Origin of the sequence: Pirellulimonas nuda, from assembly GCF_007750855.1 — a bacterium.
In the GTDB taxonomy this organism is placed as follows: domain Bacteria; phylum Planctomycetota; class Planctomycetia; order Pirellulales; family Lacipirellulaceae; genus Pirellulimonas; species Pirellulimonas nuda.
Genome location: NZ_CP036291.1, coordinates 26887 through 43943, shown reverse-complemented (window position 1 = coordinate 43943; position 17057 = coordinate 26887). Strand labels below are relative to the sequence as shown.

Genomic DNA, 17057 nt, shown 5'->3' with positions numbered 1-17057 from the left:
TTGTCCACCAGCACGCGCCGGCGCCCCCCCCACGCTGGGGGAAAGGAGGGGATGGCGCCGCGGCCGATCCACGAAAAACCGCGGGGGCGGGGGGCTCGGAGCAGGGTTTTGTCAGATTCTCGACTGCCGGCGAGGGGGACAAAAGGACACAACTCGCCGGGTGGCCTTACCCCGGCGGACGACGGGGGTTGCCGGCCTGGGTGGAGGGGGCGGACGGCTTGGGGGCTTGGTGCTGTAGCAAGAACTTGCCGCGCTTCTCGGCGAAGCCGCGTAGCGACGCGTCGGCGTCTGGGGCTGGGGCGCCCCGCTCTGCCCCCGCGGGGGCCGGGCCTGCGGCGGCCGGCGCCGGCGCGTCGGGGGAGGTCGACGCCAGGAACGCTTCGGTGGAGGAGAGCTTGCGGGTGTCCTCGGCGACCGCCGACTCGATCAACGCGCGGTGCGCGGCCACTTTCGGACCGAGCTGCTCCCAGTCGAGCTGCTCGCGGGCGATCTGGCGGAGGTGGTCGAGGTACCGCTCGCGCAGATGTGGCACGGCCAGCAGCCGGCTACGCAGCGGGGTGCGAGCGTTGTCGAGGCCGACCAGCGGATCGAGGTCGGTCCCGCCGCCACCACCACCGCCACCGCCACGCCCGCCGCCACCCGCGCCGCGATCGCCGCGCCCTTGGCGGCGGTCATCGCGAGGGGGGCCGAACGCGTCGCCGAAGGGTCCGGGGGGAGGACCGCCGCCGTCCGGGGGCCCGAAGCCGCCCGGGCCGCCGGGACCGCCGGGACCACCGGGGCCACCGCGTCCGGGAGGGCCGCCGTGGCCGGCGCGGAGGGCTTCGTTCATATCATGGGGGATCACGTGAAACACGCCGTCTTTGTCGCGGAACAAGCTGTAGTCGCTGGCGCGGGTCCAGTACCCGTCGCTGTTGACCAGCGCTACGTCGTACGCCAAGAACCACAACGCGCCGTCGACGTCGAGGATCGGCTTGAGGGCTTGTTCGAGCTGGTCGTCGGGGGTCTCGTGGAGCACCCGGCAGAGCTCAACGAGCGCCTTCCAGGCCTTGTCGCCGTCGCTCGACTTCATCTCGTAGGTCGACTTGTACGCCTCGATGTCGTCCCCGACGTACCGCAGCCCCGCGTCGCCGCCGGGCCTGCCGGGGACCTTCCAACGCGTCCCCTGCGAGTCGCCGAAGTTCTCCTTGGTGAACACCTTGTCGAACTGCTGCACGTTGACGTACACGCCCCAGCACTCGCCGTTGATCACCACGCGGACCAGGTTGGCCTTGGGGGCGGGGATGTGCTGGCGGGCCATATCGGAGTAGAGCACGGTGCTCATCATCGACGGGTCGCCGTTGCTGTTGAGCAGGTTGAGGGTCTTGTAGCCGTCGATACGTTGGGTGTCGTCGGCGAGGTCGAGCGACACGTTCAGCGACCGCTTCGAGCCGCTGGGGACCATCATGAACGAAGACGCGCCGCGGAAAGAGACGCCGACGTTGGGGTAGGTCTTGCCGTCAACGGTGAGCGTGGCCGGCACCTCGACGTCGGTCGGCTTGAACTGGGCCATCTCTTCTTCCCAGTCGTCCGACTCGAACTCGAAGAACAGCGTGCGGAGCACGCTGGGGTCGTACAGGGGGGCGTCTGGGTACGCGGCGACTTCGCTGGGCTTAACGTGCGGGCCCGGCTTGCCGGGTTCGCGGTTGCCGCGGCCGCCAGGCCCCCCCGGGGGTCCGCCGCGCCGTCCGCCCGGTCCGCCACCGGGGCCGCCAAAGCCGCGGCCACGCCCCTGGGGCCGTTCGGCGAGCGCCTTGCGGGCGGCGGCGCGTTCTTGCTGGTTGAGCCAGCCGTCGCCGTTGGCGTCGAACTCTTTAACGAGCTCGATCTTCGGTCCCCCCATCGGCCCGCCGGGACCTCCAGGGCCGCCCGGTCCTCCGCCGCCTGGGAAAGGAGCCTCCGGGGGTTGGGCCCCAGGTGGCTGGGCCCCAGGTGGCTGGGCTACTGTCGGTGCAGCAAGCGAAGCGATCAGGAGCAAAAGGGGAACGAAGCGAGCGTGATGCAGCATTCTGAAGCCGGCGGTCATCTGGGGTGCGGAGGGACACGGGGTTACTCCCTAAACCCCACGCCCGCCGCCCGGTTCCGCGAGAAGCCCGCGCGGGGGCGTGCTGGCGCCCGCCGATCGGCGTTGCCCGCGGCGGACTTGTCGTCGATACTGGATTCTTATGCGCACCCAAACCCAAACTCCCGCCGACGCCCCGCTGGCCGCGGACCTGTCGGACTACTGCCTCGACGTCGCCCGCCGCGCCCGCGCCGCCTCGGTCGAACTCGCCTCGCTCAGCGGCGCGACGAAGAACGCTTGGCTACGAGGCTCGGCGGCGCTGCTGCGCGGCGAGCAGGCGGGGCTGATCGAGGCCAATCAGCTCGACCTCGACGCGGCGCCCGGGTTCGGGCTGACCGAAGCCGCGGTCGACCGCTTGCGGTTAACCCCGGAGCGGATCGAGTCGATCGCCGCGTCGCTCGAGGCGGTCGCCGGGCAGTCGGAGCCGATCGGCGAGGTGATCGCCAGCACCGTGCGGCCCAACGGGCTGCGGATCGACAAGGTCCGCGTGCCGCTGGGGGTGGTGCTGTTTATCTACGAGTCGCGGCCCAACGTCACGGCCGACGCGGCGGCGATCTGCGTCAAAGCGGGGAGCGCCGTGATCCTGCGCGGCGGCAAGGAGGCGGCCCACTCCAGCCGGGCGATTGTCGAGCTGCTGGGCCAAGCCGCGGCCGAGCACGGGCTGCCCGAGGACGCGGTGCAACTGGTCTCAACAACCGACCGCGCGGCGGTGGGCGAGCTGCTGAAATTGAGCGAGCTGATCGACGTGGCGATCCCGCGCGGCGGCGAGGGGCTGATCCGCCGCGTCGCGGCCGAGGCGCGCATGCCGGTCATCAAGCACTACGACGGCAACTGCCACGTGTACCTCGACGCGTCGGCCGACCCCGAGGTGGCCGAGCGCGTGGTGGTGAACAGCAAGTGCCACCGGCTGGGGGTGTGCAACGCGGCGGAGTCGCTGATCTTCCACGCCGACTGCGCCGCCGAGCTGGCGCCGCGGATCGGCCGGGCGCTCGGCAAGAACAACATCGAGGTCCGCGGCGACGCGCGGGTGTGCGAGCTGGTGGACGGCGCGGCAGAGGCCACCGACGAGGACCTGGGCGCGGAGTACCTGGGACCGGTCATCTCGGCGGTGGTTGTTGGTTCGCTCGACGAGGCGATCGCGCACATCAACCGTTACGGCTCGCACCACACCGACGCGATCGTCACCCGCGACCTGGCCGCGGCCCAGCGGTTCACGCAGCGGGTAGACAGCGCCGCGGTGGTGGTGAACGCCAGCACGCGGTTCAACGACGGCGGCGAGTTCGGCCTGGGGGCGGAGATCGGTATCAGCACCGACAAGTTCCACGCCCGCGGCCCGTGCGGCGTGACGGAGCTAACGAGTTACAAGTACGTGGTCCACGGAAGCGGACAGATTCGAGGATAGGGGTTCGCCGGTCGGCGTTGAGAGCGGACGAGTTCCGCCGCTCGCGTCTGTCGTCTTACTTCTGTCTTCTCTCACCAGCAACGGAATGCACCATGGGCGATGTCCTGAGCCAAGCCGAAGTCGAGAGCCTGATGGCGACGATGGGGGGTGGGGCCGCGGCGGCGGGCGCGCAGGCCGGCGCGTCGGCGCCGAGTGCGGGCGCCCGGCCGGACGCGCGGCACGATGGGGGCCGGCCGCGAGAGAAGGTCACGCCGTACGACTTCAAGCGCCCCGAGCGCGTCGGCAAGGAGCAGATGCGGGCCCTGCAGACGATGCACGAGGGGTTCGGCCGCAACTTTGGCGCGGCGCTCTCGTCGCTGCTGCGGAACATTGTCGAGGTGAAGCTGACCAGCGTCGATCAGCTCACTTACAGCGAGTTTGTGTTCAGCCTAGAGAACCCGACCTGCTTTAACCTGATCAACGCGCCGCCGCTGGAGGGGCAGTTGATCCTCGACATCAACCCGTCGCTGCTGTTCCCCATCATCGACCGCATGCTGGGGGGCGGGTCGACCGTGGCCAGCGCCGCCCGCCGGCCGCTGACAGAGATCGAGCTGCGGCTGGTCTCGCGGATCACGAACTTGTTCCTCTCCGAGATGCGTTCGGCCTGGAAGAACGTGATCGAGCTCGAACTGGCGATCGACCGAGTGGAGAGCAACCCCCAGCTCGTGCAGATCGTGCCGCCGAACGAAGTGGTGGTGCTGGTGAGCTTCGAGCTGGCGATCGGCGCGGTTCGGGGCATGATGAACCTGTGCCTGCCGTTCAACACGATCGAGCGGATCGGCGCCAAGCTTAGCGCCAACAGTTGGGTCAGCTACGGCAAGAAGCCCGCCTCCGCCGAGGCGGTGCAGCAGCTGGGCAACCGGATCGGCAGCGCCGCGGTCGAGATGGTGGTAGAGCTGGCCCGCACCAATATCAGCACGCACGACCTGATCGGCCTGCGGGTGGGAGACATCATCGACACGGAGAAGGACTGCAAGTCGCCGCTGCTGGTGGTGGTGGAGGGCCGGCCGAAGTTCGAGGCCTCCCCCGGCGCCTTCAAGGGGCGCAAGGCGATCTGCATCACGCAGCCGTACGAGAAGCAGAACGTGAACGTAGCGAAGAAGGGTTAACGTCGGAGCAGATTAGAAAGGCTCTCGCAGAGGCGCGGAGACGCAGAGGAACGAATCGAATGAACAACAAACAAGTCTCGATGCCCAAGAAGCAACGCTCGCACCGATTGGTTATTCGATCCTGGTCACTGGCAATCCACGTCTCTGCGTCTCCGCGCCTCTGCGAGAGAATGGCATTCGTTGCGTCTCACCGCTCGGGAAGCTTCTTGAACTTGTAGCCGTGGCCGCGGTCGCGGAGGACTTCGGCCTTGAGGATGCGGTCGGGGACCTCGCCCTTGGGCTGCTGGGGGTCGATCCGTTGCAGGTCGGCCAGCACTTCCATCCCTTCGACCACGCGGCCGAACGCGGTGTGCTTGCCGTCGAGATTGGGGGTGGGGACAAAGGTGAGGAAGAACTGGCTCCCCCCCGTGTCGCGGCCGGCGTGGGCCATGCTGAGCGTGCCGCGGAAGTGGCGGCGGTAGTCTTCGCGGTAGCACTCGCACGGGATGTTGTAGCCTGGGCCCCCGGAGCCGGTCCCCTTGGGGTCGCCCCCTTGGGCCATGAACCGCGGTAGTACTCGGTGGAACTTCACGTCTTTGTAGAAGTCCTTCTTGGCCAGCGTGATGAAGTTGGCGGTCGCCTGCGGCGCCTGATCCTCGAACAGCTCGACCACGATGTCGCCCTTGGTCGTTGTTAGCTTCACGCGGGGCAGGTTGTCCGCCTTGGCCTCGGCCTCGCGGATCTTCTGCTCGGCGTTCCACAACTGGCGCTGGGCGTCGATCTGGCCCGCAAAGTTCATCGCCATCGCCATTACGGCCTGCGCCGCGGCGTCCTTCTCGTCGGGCGCCTTGGAGAAGGCGCCCTTCTCGATCGCCAGGTCGCGGTACTTCTCGGCCAAGTCGAAGTCGTTCGTCACGAAGGCCGCCACGAGACCCCAGACGGGGAGTTCGAGCTGATCATTGCCCCCCTCGATGAGCGCGTTGACCACACGCAGCCCGCGTTCGTACTGATCGCCCCCCTCGGCCTCGCCGGCGCCAATGATGTCGTAGCGTGCGATGGTGAGCAGCAGGTCGGTGATCCGTTGGTCGGCCTTGGGGTCGGCCTGGTGCGCCGCGATCGCGGCGTCGATCATCTCGCTCAGCTCGCCCTTGGCCGCGAGGACCTGGGCGGCAACCTCTTTGTTCAACTCCGCCCGGCGCGCCTCGCCGGCGGTTTGGAACTCGCCGTTGAGTTTCTCGATGTTGGCCAGCGCCCCGCGGTAGTCGGCCAGTTCTTTGTCGAACTTGGCGACCGCGGGGGCGGGCTGGGCCTCCTGAGCCAGGGTTGTGGAGGCGCTCAAGATCAGTCCGATCGACAGTACCAGTTGAGTATTCAGCTTCATGGCGCCTGGAATTAACACGAGAATGGGATCAGAACACGGCCGGGGGCCGCGGGGGGCCGGTCGTCAGCCCCTGGCCCCCCGGTTAGCATAACGGATTCCCCCCTGCTGTAGACCACCCAGCGCCGCGATGCCCCGCCGCAAGCCTGCCGCCAAGCCGAAAACGCTGCCCCCCGAGGGCCCCGCGACGGACCTCCGCATCGTCGGCGGCTCGATGCGCGGTCGCAAGCTGGCGCCGGCGTTGTGCGAGGACGACGGCGACCCGGTCACCCGGCCGATGAAGCACCGCGTGCGTGAGGCCATCTTCAACCTGGTGGGCATGCGGGCCAAAGGGACGCACGCGCTCGACCTGTTCGCCGGCACCGGCGCGCTGGGGCTGGAGTCCATCAGCCGCGGCGCCGACTGGGCGACGTTCATTGAACGCCACATCCCGACCGCGGCGATCGTCAAGCAGAACATGGCGTCGCTGGGGGTGGTAGACCGTTGCGACCTGCTCACTACCAGCGCCTTCTTGTGGGCCAAACGCGACCTGCCCAAGGGCGCCGCCGCTTGGTCGGCGGGGCCCGCTGACGCGCCTTGGCTGGCGTTTGTGAGCCCCCCTTATCGGTTCTACCAGGAGCGGGAAGCAGAGATGCGGGCGTTGGTCGCGGCGTTGCAGGCCCACTCCCCCGCCGGGAGCATGGTGGTGGTGGAGAGCGACCAGCAGTTCGACCCGGGTACGCTGGAGACCCCCGGAGACGACCCGTGGGATGTGCGTGTCTATCCCCCAGCCGTGGTCGGGGTTTGGACGAAGGCGTCGAGGTAGCGGTTTTCGATCGTTTGCAGAGCACCGGTCTTTTAAGCGGGCCCCCGGTGGGCGCTGCGCGTAGGCAGTTGCGAATGGGCTGGCATGTTGTTTGCTCAGCGGTACAGATTCTCCCAGGTCCATCCCACCGACTCACTCCGCTGACATGAAATCCTTCGACTGCACGTGCGGGAATGCCCTGTTCCTCGACAGCACCCGCTGCGTGGGCTGTGGTAAGCAGACCATCATGTGCCCGCTTTGCAGCCAGTTGAGGCCGCTCGACGATGCGGAGGCGACCACCCACCGCTGCGCGAACCAAGCGTGTGGCGCCGAGCTGCGGTTGTGCGACAACTACACGCAGCACCAGGTCTGCAACCGGGGGGTCGCGGATGACGCCGACCCTTTGTGCGACTACTGTCGCATGAACGATTTCATCCCCGACCTGTCGGTGGAGGGCAACCCAGAGAAGTGGAGCCGGATGGAGCGGGCCAAGCGGCGGGTGTTGTACGGGGTGCAACAGGTGGGACTACCCATCCCCCAGCCGGGCAGGCCGCTGCCGCTTGCCTTGAAATTCAACTTCATGGCCGACGGCGCCAAGCGGGTCACCACGGGGCACGCGGACGGGGTCATCACCATCAATCTGCACGAGGCCGACAGCGTCGAGCGCGAGAAGCGCCGCGTTGAGTTCAACGAGCCGGCGCGGACCTTGGTGGGGCACTTCCGGCACGAGCTGGGGCACTACTATTGGCAGTTGTTGGTGGAACCAACCAAGGATGGGCCCAACAGCATCGACGTGTGCCGCCAACTGTTTGGTGACGAGCGGGACCCGACCTACGCCGACGCGCAGAAGAAGTATTACGCCCAGGGGCCCGCCCCCGATTGGCGGACCCGATGCATCAGCGCCTACGCCACAATGCACCCCTGGGAGGACTTCGCCGAGACGTTTGCCGCGTACCTCGACATGGCGGCCATCATGGAAACGGTCACCCACTACCGCCCGGTGGAGGTCGACCTGAACGACTTCGACGCGATGCTCAACGCGTTCCATCCGATCGGGGTCTTCTCGAACGAGCTGAACCGCGACCAGGGGTTGCTGGACCTGGTGCCAGAAGTGTTTTCACCCCCGGTTGTAGAGAAGCTGCGTTTCATCCACGGGATGCGGGGGATGGCGCCCGTGATCAGCGGCGATCCGGAAGCAGCGGAAGCGGACAACCAAGTTCCCGCTACCCCCCCCGTGACCGCCGCGAGCGAACGTTCATAACGGACAACGTGCCAGCATCCGCTGCGGGGCCCGCGGCTAATTCCGCCTATTCCCGGATGATGTCCTTGACGGTCATCCCCCCGGGGATCATCGGCAGCACGTGTTCCTGGTACGGGGTCGCTACGTCCAGGACGTACGGGCCGTCGTGGGCCAGCATCTCCTTGATCGCGGCCGGCAGGTCGGCCTTCTTGTCGACGTACGCGGCGCCGCAGCCGAAGCCCTTGGCGATCTGCACGAAGTTGGGGTAGCGCTCCGCGGGGTCGAGCGAGCCAACGCCGTCTCCCTGGCCCGACCACTCTGGGTTGTCGATGGGGCCGAGGTAGGTGTGGGCGCGGTTCCCCTTCATGAAGCGGTCTTCCCACTGCACCACCATGCCGAGGTGCTGATTGTTGAGCAGCAGCACCTTCACGGGGAGTTTTTCGCAGGCGCAGGTGGCTAGTTCCTGGACGTTCATCAAGAAGCTGCCGTCGCCGTCGATGTCGATCACCAGCCGGTCGGGCCAGCGGCTCTGGGCGCCCATGGCGGCCGGGAGGCCGAAGCCCATCGTCCCGAGGCCGCTGCTGCTGAGCCACGCGCGGGGCTGATCGAACTTGTAGAACTGGGCGGCCCACATCTGGTGCTGCCCGACGCCGACCGCGATCACCGGGTCGAGTTCGTGGACCGTCTCCCACAGCGTGCGGATGGCGTGCTGCTGGACAATGCCGGGGAAATCTTCGTTGTAGCGGAAGGGCTCTTCCTTCTTCCACGCCTGGCACTGCTTGACCCAGCCGGAGATCTCTTCCGGGGCCTCAACGATCTTGTTCAGCTCCGCCAGAGCGTGCTTCACGTCACTCTGAACGGGGATGTGGGCTTCCTTGTTCTTGTTCAGCTCGGCCGCATCGATGTCGACATGGATGATCTTGCCGTGCTTGCAGAACTCTTCCACCTTGCCCGTCACGCGGTCGTCGAACCGCACGCCCAGGGCGATCAGCAGGTCGGCGCCATCAACGGCGTAGTTGGCGTAAACGCTGCCGTGCATGCCCAGCATGTCGAGCGACAGCGGGTCGGTGGAGGGGTAGACCCCCAGGCCCATGACGGTGGTGGTGATCGGGATGCCGGTCTTTTTGACCAGCGTGCGGAGCTCCTCAGAGGCGCCCGACGTGATGATCCCCCCACCCGCATAGATCACCGGCCGCTTGGCCCGCTTGATGGCGGCGGCCATCTGCTTGATCTGTTCGGGACGAGCCAAGGGCACGTCAACGGTCCCTTGGGCGTTGAGATAGCCGGGCAGGTTGAGCGGCGCCTCGTAGTCGGGCTCGCATAGGGCGAGCTGCACGTCCTTGGGCATGTCGATCAACACCGGGCCGGGGCGGCCGGTGGACGCAATCACAAACGCTTCGCGGACCACGCGGGCCACGTCTTTCACGTCCGTGACCAAGTAGTGGTGCTTGGTGATGCCGCGGCAGACTTCGACGATGGGCGTTTCTTGGAACGCATCGGTGCCGATCACCTTGGTCGGCACCTGACCGGTGATCGCGATCAGCGGCACGCTGTCGAGCTTGGCGTCGGCGATGGCCGTCACTAGGTTCGTGGCGCCCGGGCCGCTAGTGGCCATACAAACGCCCACCTCGCCGCTGCTTCGGGCGATGCCCTGCGCGGCGAAGGCGCCCCCCTGCTCGTGCCGAGGGAGGATCGTGCGGATGCTGTCCGCGTGCCGTGTCAGCGCCTGGTGCAGGGGCATACTGCACCCGCCCGGGTAGGCGAAGATGATGTCGACGCCGTGGTTCACCAGCGATTGGACGAGGATGTCGGCCCCGCTAACGAGGTCGCTCTTGGTGGCTGGCTTTTGGGCGGTGGCGGAAGACATTGCGGCGCGGGGTTGGTAGCGGAGTTGGGGTGGGGCCAGCCGGCTGGCGAAGGCGACCCAGCCCTAGTGACAGCGGCGGAAGCCAAACGGTTCATCTTACGTCCCCTGCTGGAGCCTCACAACCAGCCCCGGAGATGAGCCGTGCGGGCGCGCGGGTGCGTAGCCCGGCGGCTAGCTGGGGGGAGAATCGCCACAGAATAGCCGCGAAGTGCCTACCCCGCCGCCCGAGCGGGGATGGTAAACGAGTAGATCATCACCACGGCCCCGGCCGACAGCAGGCTCCAAGGGGCCCATTCCGGCGTTGAAACCGTCTTGGCTGGGACCACGACCTTGCCGGCGCTCGTCCGCGGCTTGAGCTGGGCGCTTTGCACAGCAAGCGCCTCGGCGCCCAAGATGACACAATAAACGCCGATCGCTAGAAAAAATGACCGCCACATGTCGGGGATCCCCTGGAGTCTGCACTTCCGCGGCGGATGGGGACGCCGCTAGCAGAGTTCATCGGACGGCACGCAGCGGCGGGTCGACCTCGCGGCGAACGCGCCGGCCCCTGAGGATTGCAGCAGTTTTGCCGCCGCAAGCTGCTTGTGCGGTTTTTTCCTGCTAGATAGAGTGGAAATGCTGGCGCTACGTCGGAACAGCCTGCCGGCCGAGCGGGCCTAGGTGCACGCCCCCCCACCTGAGGTTTCATTTTGACGAGGTGCTTCTTGTCGGTCGCTTCGTGCGCCGCGCTCCTACTTCTGCCGGCAAGCGACGCATCCGCGCTCTCGCTGAGCATCGACCGGCTGGCCGGCACGTTGCTGTTTAGCAACCAATCGGGAACCGCGTACGACACGCAGTTCTACGAGATCCGCAGCGCAGACGGTCAGTTCGCCCCCATCCGTTGGCGTTCGATTGCCGAGACGGGCGACTTTGACAGTGGCGGCTCGGTAGACGCAAACGACGTGTGGATAGAGCTTTCCGCGCCGTCGGCGACCGATGAACTGACCGAGGCCACCCTGCTGGGCAGCCTTGTGGTGGGAAACGGCTTTTCGCTCGACCTCGGGGACCCCTGGGTTCCGACGCCGTTTGAAGACGTCTCTATGACGATCCAACTCGTCAGCGGCGCCGCGGTCGACGTACCGGTGGCGTATACGGGAACCCTCATTCCCGGCGATTTCAATGCGGACGGCGTTGTCGATCTCACGATCGACTGGCCCGTGGTTCGGGACAACCTGCTGAAGGACGTCGCTGGGTTCAACAAGGCGGGCAGGTACCTGCGCGGCGACATCAACGCGGACGGGCTGATCGACCGCCTCGACTTCCGATTGTTCAAGAACGCCTACGAAAGCCAGCCCGGCGTCGGCACGTTCGAGGCCGGCCTCGCGGGGTTGGCCGTGCCAGAGCCATCCGCTGGCGCGATCGCGCTGGGCCTGCTGGCGGCGATGGCGTGGATGACTCGCCGCTTGGGGAGGCTGTCGGTGTGCCTGGCGATCGGCGTGTTGTCCGGGGCCGCTGCTCCCGCCTCGGCGGTCGTGGTCTTTACAGAAAACTGGAACACCGGGAGCGCTACGGCCGGCTCCTGGACTGCTTATACCTCCTTCACGGAAGACCGCTCGGGAGACATGACAGGCCAAGAGGGCAACCGTTCTCGGTACATCAATAACAACGCATCAGGGGCAAACGTCGGCCCCGGCTACAGCTACATCAACTTGACTTCTACGTCCGCCCTTTCGTTTGCGCCGAGTACGCGCTATACGATCGACCTGCTTGTCGGCCACCGTTCCAGCTTCACAGGTTCGCTCGATTACGGCCTCTGGTCCGGAGAGCCGATCGATACCGACCCCGTCCAGAACGGCAATCAATCGGCGCAGACCCAAACGTCGCTCGGGACGCCCGGGTTCATCGACGTGCAGACGTCCGCGGGCACGATTGTGCCCGTCGGAACTTTTGTGGACGTCGCCGGCGTGACCGACCCGAGCGTCACCCGGTTCAAGTTCGAGACCAGCGAATCGGCGCCGACGGGCGACCTCGTCCTCTTCACCCGAAATAGCGGCGCAGACAACCAGCGCGTCTATTTCGACTTGGTCCGACTCGATGCGCAGCCGCTGGAAGAATTAGTGACGTTGGTGGTTGATCCAACCAACGGGCTGGCCCAACTCAAGGGGGGCTCGAGCAGCAACTTCCAGATCGACTTTGTGCAAATCGAGAGTGCGGCCGGCCTGCTGCTCCCCGCCGCCTGGAACAGCCTCGACAGCCAAGGGGTCGGGGACGCCGGCCCGGGGTGGGACAAGGCCGGGGGATCGAACGCGTTCGCGCTCGCCGAGGCGCACGTCGCCGGGCCATACGCCACAACCGCCGGTTCCAACATCGGCGGTCTGCTCGGCGCTATCTGGGACTTCAGCAACTCCAGCGCTCCGGCCGATCCGCGAGACGACCTGACGTTCAGCTACGACCTAGCGGACGGCACGCGCGTTGAGGGCTACGTTCAGCTCGGCTCGCTTTCCGTTGGAACGCCCGGCGACTACAACGCAGACGGCTTCGTCGATGCCGCGGACTACACCGTGTGGCGCGACAACCTCGGAGCCGCGTTTGCGCTCCCCAACCGAGGCGCCGGGTTGGCCGGGGCCGTCGGTCCAGACGACTACCAGGTTTGGAAGGACCACTACGGCCAGCCGGGTCCGGCCTTTGGGGCAATCGCGACGCCATCCGCCGTTCCCGAACCAGCGGGCGCCGCGGCGATCTGGCTCGTCATCGCAAGCGGCGCGATCCTCCGGCGCCGGAAGGCTCGTGGTCGTTGTGCCGCTCCGGCCACAGCGGACGCGCTCTGATCCGGGCGCCAGCGTTCGCCCGACCCTGGTGCCTGCGGCGACTCATGGCCTAGGATGCGGGGCTCTGGGACAGGGGTTTTTGAGGGCCGTCACGCCGGCGCCCGGTCCCCGGCGTACCTTCTTGCCCGCGTAATTCGTCGCCGGCGCGTGCCCGCAATGACCGAGCATCTGCCCAAACAGCACGCCCGACCGCAGCAAGCCTTGCAGGAGGTCGTCGGCTACCTGAACTTTTCCGCCGGCGCCGAGGACGGGAAGTTTCTTAAGAACGTCAGCCTGATCTACTCCCAGATCGAATCGGCGGATCCAGACGCCGACCCCGTGCTCGTGCTGGGCCAATGGCTGCGAGAGCGGATGGATCAGCTCCAACCGGAAGGGGGCGCCTTCAGCGACCTTTCGCAGGCCCGCGTGGTCGCGGACCTTCTTGAGCACCACTTCCGCCCGGCTTATCGGCAGTTTCATCAAGACCTGCTGTGGAGCCGAAAGCCACGCGAGTTGTGGCGCCCATTCTTCTGGGGTCGCGTCGCCGAGGCGATCCTCGCCCAGGGCCCCCCCTGGGACGAGACCCATCGCATCGTCGCGGGCGCCCGCGACTCGCTAGACGACTACATCGGCTACCGCCCACTCCCGGTGCTCGAAACGGAGCAACGGATCGAGCCCTACCGGCACGAGTGGGTCCGGCCGATCCCGCTCTACATCGAGTCGGCCGGCGTCGCGAGCGGGGAGTACCAACAGCTCATCGAGATCACGCTCGGCATCTTGCGTCACGCCGACCCCGACCTGCTGCGGGACGCGTGGTTCGACATCGACCTGCTGCAGGAGCTGGCCCTCGACCCCCGCGCCTACGACTTCGATCACCCGGCCGGCAAGCGCCCCAACTACCACTTTGGCCAGTGGGACCCCAACTTCATCGACAACCGCGGCTTCTACCGCCGGTTCGTGGTGCAGCCGATCGCGCTCGACGCACTGCTGGCGCGCGTGGACGATGCCGCCGGCGCCCGCGCCGGCGGCAGCTTCACAAGAGACGAGCTGCTTTTTGAAGCGGGCGCCGTGCTCGCGGGCACGATGTTGATGGCCTCAGGGACCTGTGGCGATGGGCCCGGCCGGCACAACAGCGAGGTGACCCTCGCGACGCTGCTCCCCCACATCGCCGGGTACCGCGACCGCTTCTACCAACAACTGCTTGCGGACGCCAAGGGGCCGCACGGCGAGAGGCTCCGCGCGGAGGCCAAGCGTCTGCGTCAGCCGCTCGCCGGGGCTCGGCAGCACCTCAACCAGGAGCTTGCTCGCCGCCGCGCCGATCAGATGCAACGCGTCCGCTTGGCCCAGCTCTACGCCAGGATGGGGTACACCGAAGCGGCCCAGCGGCAGGCCCGCGCGGTCCGGGTCGCCTCCGCGCGCATGCTCGCGCAGATCTACTGCCGACTCACCGAGGGCCACCGGGCGCTCGACGGGCACAAGCTGGACGTTGTGGCCGCCCGGCTCCCCGAGATCGAAGACCTGCTCCACCGCGGAATCGAGTGCGGAGCGTTGGTCGACCCGTGGAGCGTGGTGGGGTTTGGCGGCGCCTTCAGCCTGTTCCCGGCTATCGAGAACTCCGTTCACGACTACCGGGTCGACGAGCTGGTGCGGCTGGTCGAGCAGCTCCTCGACCTGTGCGCACGCGCCTGGACCGAGGCGGCCGCGATCGACGACGACGCCCACGAGAAGACGTTCTCTGCGGCCCTGGCGCGGGTGTCCGACTGGTGGGACCGCTACGCCACAAGCACGGTCAGCGGCGTCCCCAGGCTGGTCGCGAAAGAGATTGAGATCTCTTCGAACCTGGTCGCCGGCGCCCTGAACGCTTGGCACAAGGCGGGCGCCGCGGCCGGCGACATCGGCTTCTGGCGGATGTTTGTCGACCAGTTCGACTCTCCCAAAGCGTTCCAGTTGGTGATCGAGGCGTTGCTCGACAAGGGAGACTTGGTCGCCTCGATGGCGCTCGCCATGCAATGGCTCAGCCAGGTCGACTTCACCCCGCTGGAGGACGGCGACGCCTCGTTCGACGCGCTCGCCCAGCGCTGGCTGCAGATGGTGGACGCCCGAGAAAGAGAAACCCACGAACCGATGTGGCCGACCGTCGAGAAGTTCTTCGCCCACCTAGAAGCGAGCGCAGACGAGTACTGGCAGGTCCCCGCCTTCGAGCTCGGCGAGACCGTTTGGAGCGAAGACGACGAAGCACTGGACGACCTGCTCGAGGACGACGCGGACGATGACTTCGACGACGCGTTCGAGGGAGATTCCGACCTGGAGTTCCTTTCCCAGGAAGACTTCGATCCGCACGACGACCAGTTCGAGAATGACGAGGACGACGAGCTCGACAACCTCTTCGGCGCCGCCTACGAGGGCGTGACCTACGAGGACAGCACCGATGACGGCATGGACTCGTCGATCTTCGACGCCGGGCAGGACGACACCCGGCTGGCGTTTGAGGCGGAATCGGACCGCCTCGAGCAACGGCTCGGGTTCATCCGCACGACCGCGGCCCTCTGGAAGCAGACCGCGATCTCCTGGGGCACCTTCGACGCCGCCCACTCGGACGCTTCCGAACGCCGCGCAGCGTTCGAAGGCTGGCAGCACCAAGCGACGCGCCATTACACGCAGCTCTGCCGGCTGCTCGACGCCGTGCACGCCCACCGCCTGGCGCCGCCCCGCGGCGGCAACGAGGAGCTGATCGAGTACGACCGGCGACGCGTGCTCCGCGACGGGATCCTGGAACAGGTGATCGTGACCTGCGTCGAGCTATCGGACGCCGGCCGGCTGCTGCGCGCCGCCTCGGGGTCCCAGCCCGAGGCCGAATCGACCAGCAGCCTGGGGCGGACCATCGAGGTGCTCCGCGGCGTGCTGACCGGAGACGACGCGTTGATCCGCAAGCATTGGCCGGAATTCTGCGCGTCGTTGCTGGCCGAGGAACTGCTCTACATCCCGCTGAGCAAAGGGGGCGACCCCAGGCGGATCGTCAAGGCCCGCGCCCTCCACCAACTCATCCACGACCTGCTGGGCTGGCTGCCGCGGCTGGGACTGGTGCGCGAGACTTGCCAGTTGCTGGACGTCGCCCAGCGGATGGAGATCGACCACCCCGTCGGCCCCGGGGCCGTCACGGAATACGATCGGCTGTTCGAGAACGGCTACGAGGCGGTCGTGCGGTGCCTGGTCGCCTCGGCCGATTCGTGGGACGACGGGGCCGCGCCGGCAGAGCTGGCCGCTCGGCCAGACGCACGCGCCTCGGACTCCCTGCTGGTCCAAGCCCTGCAGGACCTTACCGAGAGTCAGCTTGGCCGCTGGCTCCGGCACAGCCGCACCGTGCGGCTGAGCGTCGTTGAGAAGCTGAGCGACCCGGAGACTTGGCGCAGGTTCGTCGAGTTTATCGAACGCTACGGCGGCGACTTGTTCGACCAGTCGTTCCTCACCCTCGGCAACCTACGGGGGATCCTCCACCGCACCGCCGACGTGTGGCTCACCGGGCTGTTGGAGGAAGAAGACACGTCGTTCCGGCTGCTGGACGACCTGCAAGCCGGGAAGGTGGATCACGAAATCGCGGCCCAGTGGCTCACCATCGCCATCGAGGCGGTTGTAGAAAACTACCGTGAGTACCGCGACTACAACACAACCACCACCCAAAGCGATCACGGCGAGCTGCTGTACGTGCTGATCGATTTCTTGCGGCTCCGCACCAGCTACGACCGCGTGGCCTGGAACCTGAAGCCGGTTTACCTCGCCCACCGCATCCTGGTGCGCAGCGGCAGGCTCGCCGCGGCGGAGCTGTGGCGCGCCGCCGTTGAGCAGCGGACCGCCGGCGAGGCCGACGCACGTCTGGGGGAGCTGGAGTCGCTCTCGCAACACTACGGCATGCGGTTGCCGACCGTGGCGGAGCGCTTGGCGGAAAGGTTCGTCCGCCCGCTCACCATCGACCGCCTGCAGGCCCTGGTCGAGCCGGCCATCACCGCCGCCGCCGCGGGGGCCGACGAGACCTCCGCCCAGTTCGTCGAGGTCGCGGCCGAGATCGATAACCTCAGCGTCCAACCCAGCGGCGCCGGGCTCGACGCCCCCGACTGGATCGGCGCCCTCGAGAACGAGATCACCGAGACCCGGGTCCGACTCCGGCACCCCGGTCAGGGGGAAGACGCCCTGGCGCACACGCCCCAACGCGAGCTCACCTGGCCGCAGATCCAGCAGCAGCTCTCCGAATCAACCCCGCTGCTCCCGGGGCGGCCGGGGGATCGGAAGAAGAAGTAGGGGCCCAAGCAGCGGCTCCCTATGCGGCGGACTTTGCGGGCCGCTTGCCTCGCGCGGCGTCACCCGCGATACTCACATCCGT

The 17057-nt window shown here is 67.3% G+C and carries 10 protein-coding genes; 6 read left to right on the top strand and 4 right to left on the bottom strand.

Translation table 11 applies throughout. The features are described from left to right. Positions 1 to 166: 166 nt before the first annotated feature. Complete coding sequence (locus Pla175_RS00165) at positions 167 to 1879, bottom strand: CotH kinase family protein (protein ID WP_231954086.1); 1713 nt, start codon at positions 1877 to 1879, stop codon at positions 167 to 169. Positions 1880 to 2195: 316 nt separating this feature from the next. Here Pla175_RS00165 and Pla175_RS00160 point away from each other — a divergent pair, with 316 nt between their 5' ends. Further along, a complete protein-coding gene (locus Pla175_RS00160; protein ID WP_391527875.1) occupies positions 2196 to 3500 on the top strand; it encodes a glutamate-5-semialdehyde dehydrogenase in 1305 nt (434 codons plus the stop codon). Between the two features lie 92 nt (positions 3501 to 3592). Beyond that, on the top strand, positions 3593 to 4648 hold the full coding sequence (gene fliM / locus Pla175_RS00155; RefSeq protein ID WP_145280123.1) for a flagellar motor switch protein FliM: 1056 nt from the start codon (positions 3593 to 3595) through the stop codon (positions 4646 to 4648). A gap of 187 nt (positions 4649 to 4835) precedes the next feature. On the opposite strand, the gene Pla175_RS25740 is transcribed toward fliM, so the two are convergent. Next, complete coding sequence (locus Pla175_RS25740) at positions 4836 to 6008, bottom strand: peptidylprolyl isomerase (protein ID WP_197527169.1); 1173 nt, start codon at positions 6006 to 6008, stop codon at positions 4836 to 4838. A 127-nt stretch (positions 6009 to 6135) separates the two neighbouring features. On the opposite strand from Pla175_RS25740, the gene Pla175_RS00145 reads away from it, so the two are divergent. Beyond that, positions 6136 to 6810 carry an RsmD family RNA methyltransferase gene (locus Pla175_RS00145; RefSeq protein WP_145280121.1) on the top strand — a complete coding sequence of 225 codons (675 nt, stop codon included), beginning with the start codon at positions 6136 to 6138 and terminating at the stop codon, positions 6808 to 6810. A gap of 145 nt (positions 6811 to 6955) precedes the next feature. Beyond that, positions 6956 to 8050, top strand: a complete 1095-nt coding sequence (locus Pla175_RS00140) for a zinc-binding metallopeptidase family protein (protein ID WP_145280119.1) — start codon at positions 6956 to 6958, stop codon at positions 8048 to 8050. 46 nt (positions 8051 to 8096) lie between these two features. Here the strand turns inward: Pla175_RS00140 and ilvB are convergent, their stop codons facing one another. Both ilvB and Pla175_RS00130 read right to left on the bottom strand, forming a co-directional pair. Further along, entirely contained in the window at positions 8097 to 9896 is a 1800-nt protein-coding gene (gene ilvB / locus Pla175_RS00135; RefSeq protein ID WP_145280117.1) for a biosynthetic-type acetolactate synthase large subunit, read from the bottom strand. 212 nt (positions 9897 to 10108) lie between these two features. Continuing rightward, positions 10109 to 10333 carry a hypothetical protein gene (locus tag Pla175_RS00130; protein WP_145280115.1) on the bottom strand — a complete coding sequence of 75 codons (225 nt, stop codon included), beginning with the start codon at positions 10331 to 10333 and terminating at the stop codon, positions 10109 to 10111. Between the two features lie 267 nt (positions 10334 to 10600). On the opposite strand from Pla175_RS00130, the gene Pla175_RS00125 reads away from it, so the two are divergent. Further along, positions 10601 to 12703 carry a hypothetical protein gene (locus tag Pla175_RS00125; RefSeq protein WP_145280112.1) on the top strand — a complete coding sequence of 701 codons (2103 nt, stop codon included), beginning with the start codon at positions 10601 to 10603 and terminating at the stop codon, positions 12701 to 12703. Positions 12704 to 12859: 156 nt separating this feature from the next. Beyond that, a complete protein-coding gene (locus tag Pla175_RS00120; protein WP_145280110.1) occupies positions 12860 to 16975 on the top strand; it encodes a hypothetical protein in 4116 nt (1371 codons plus the stop codon). Positions 16976 to 17057 lie beyond the last annotated feature (82 nt).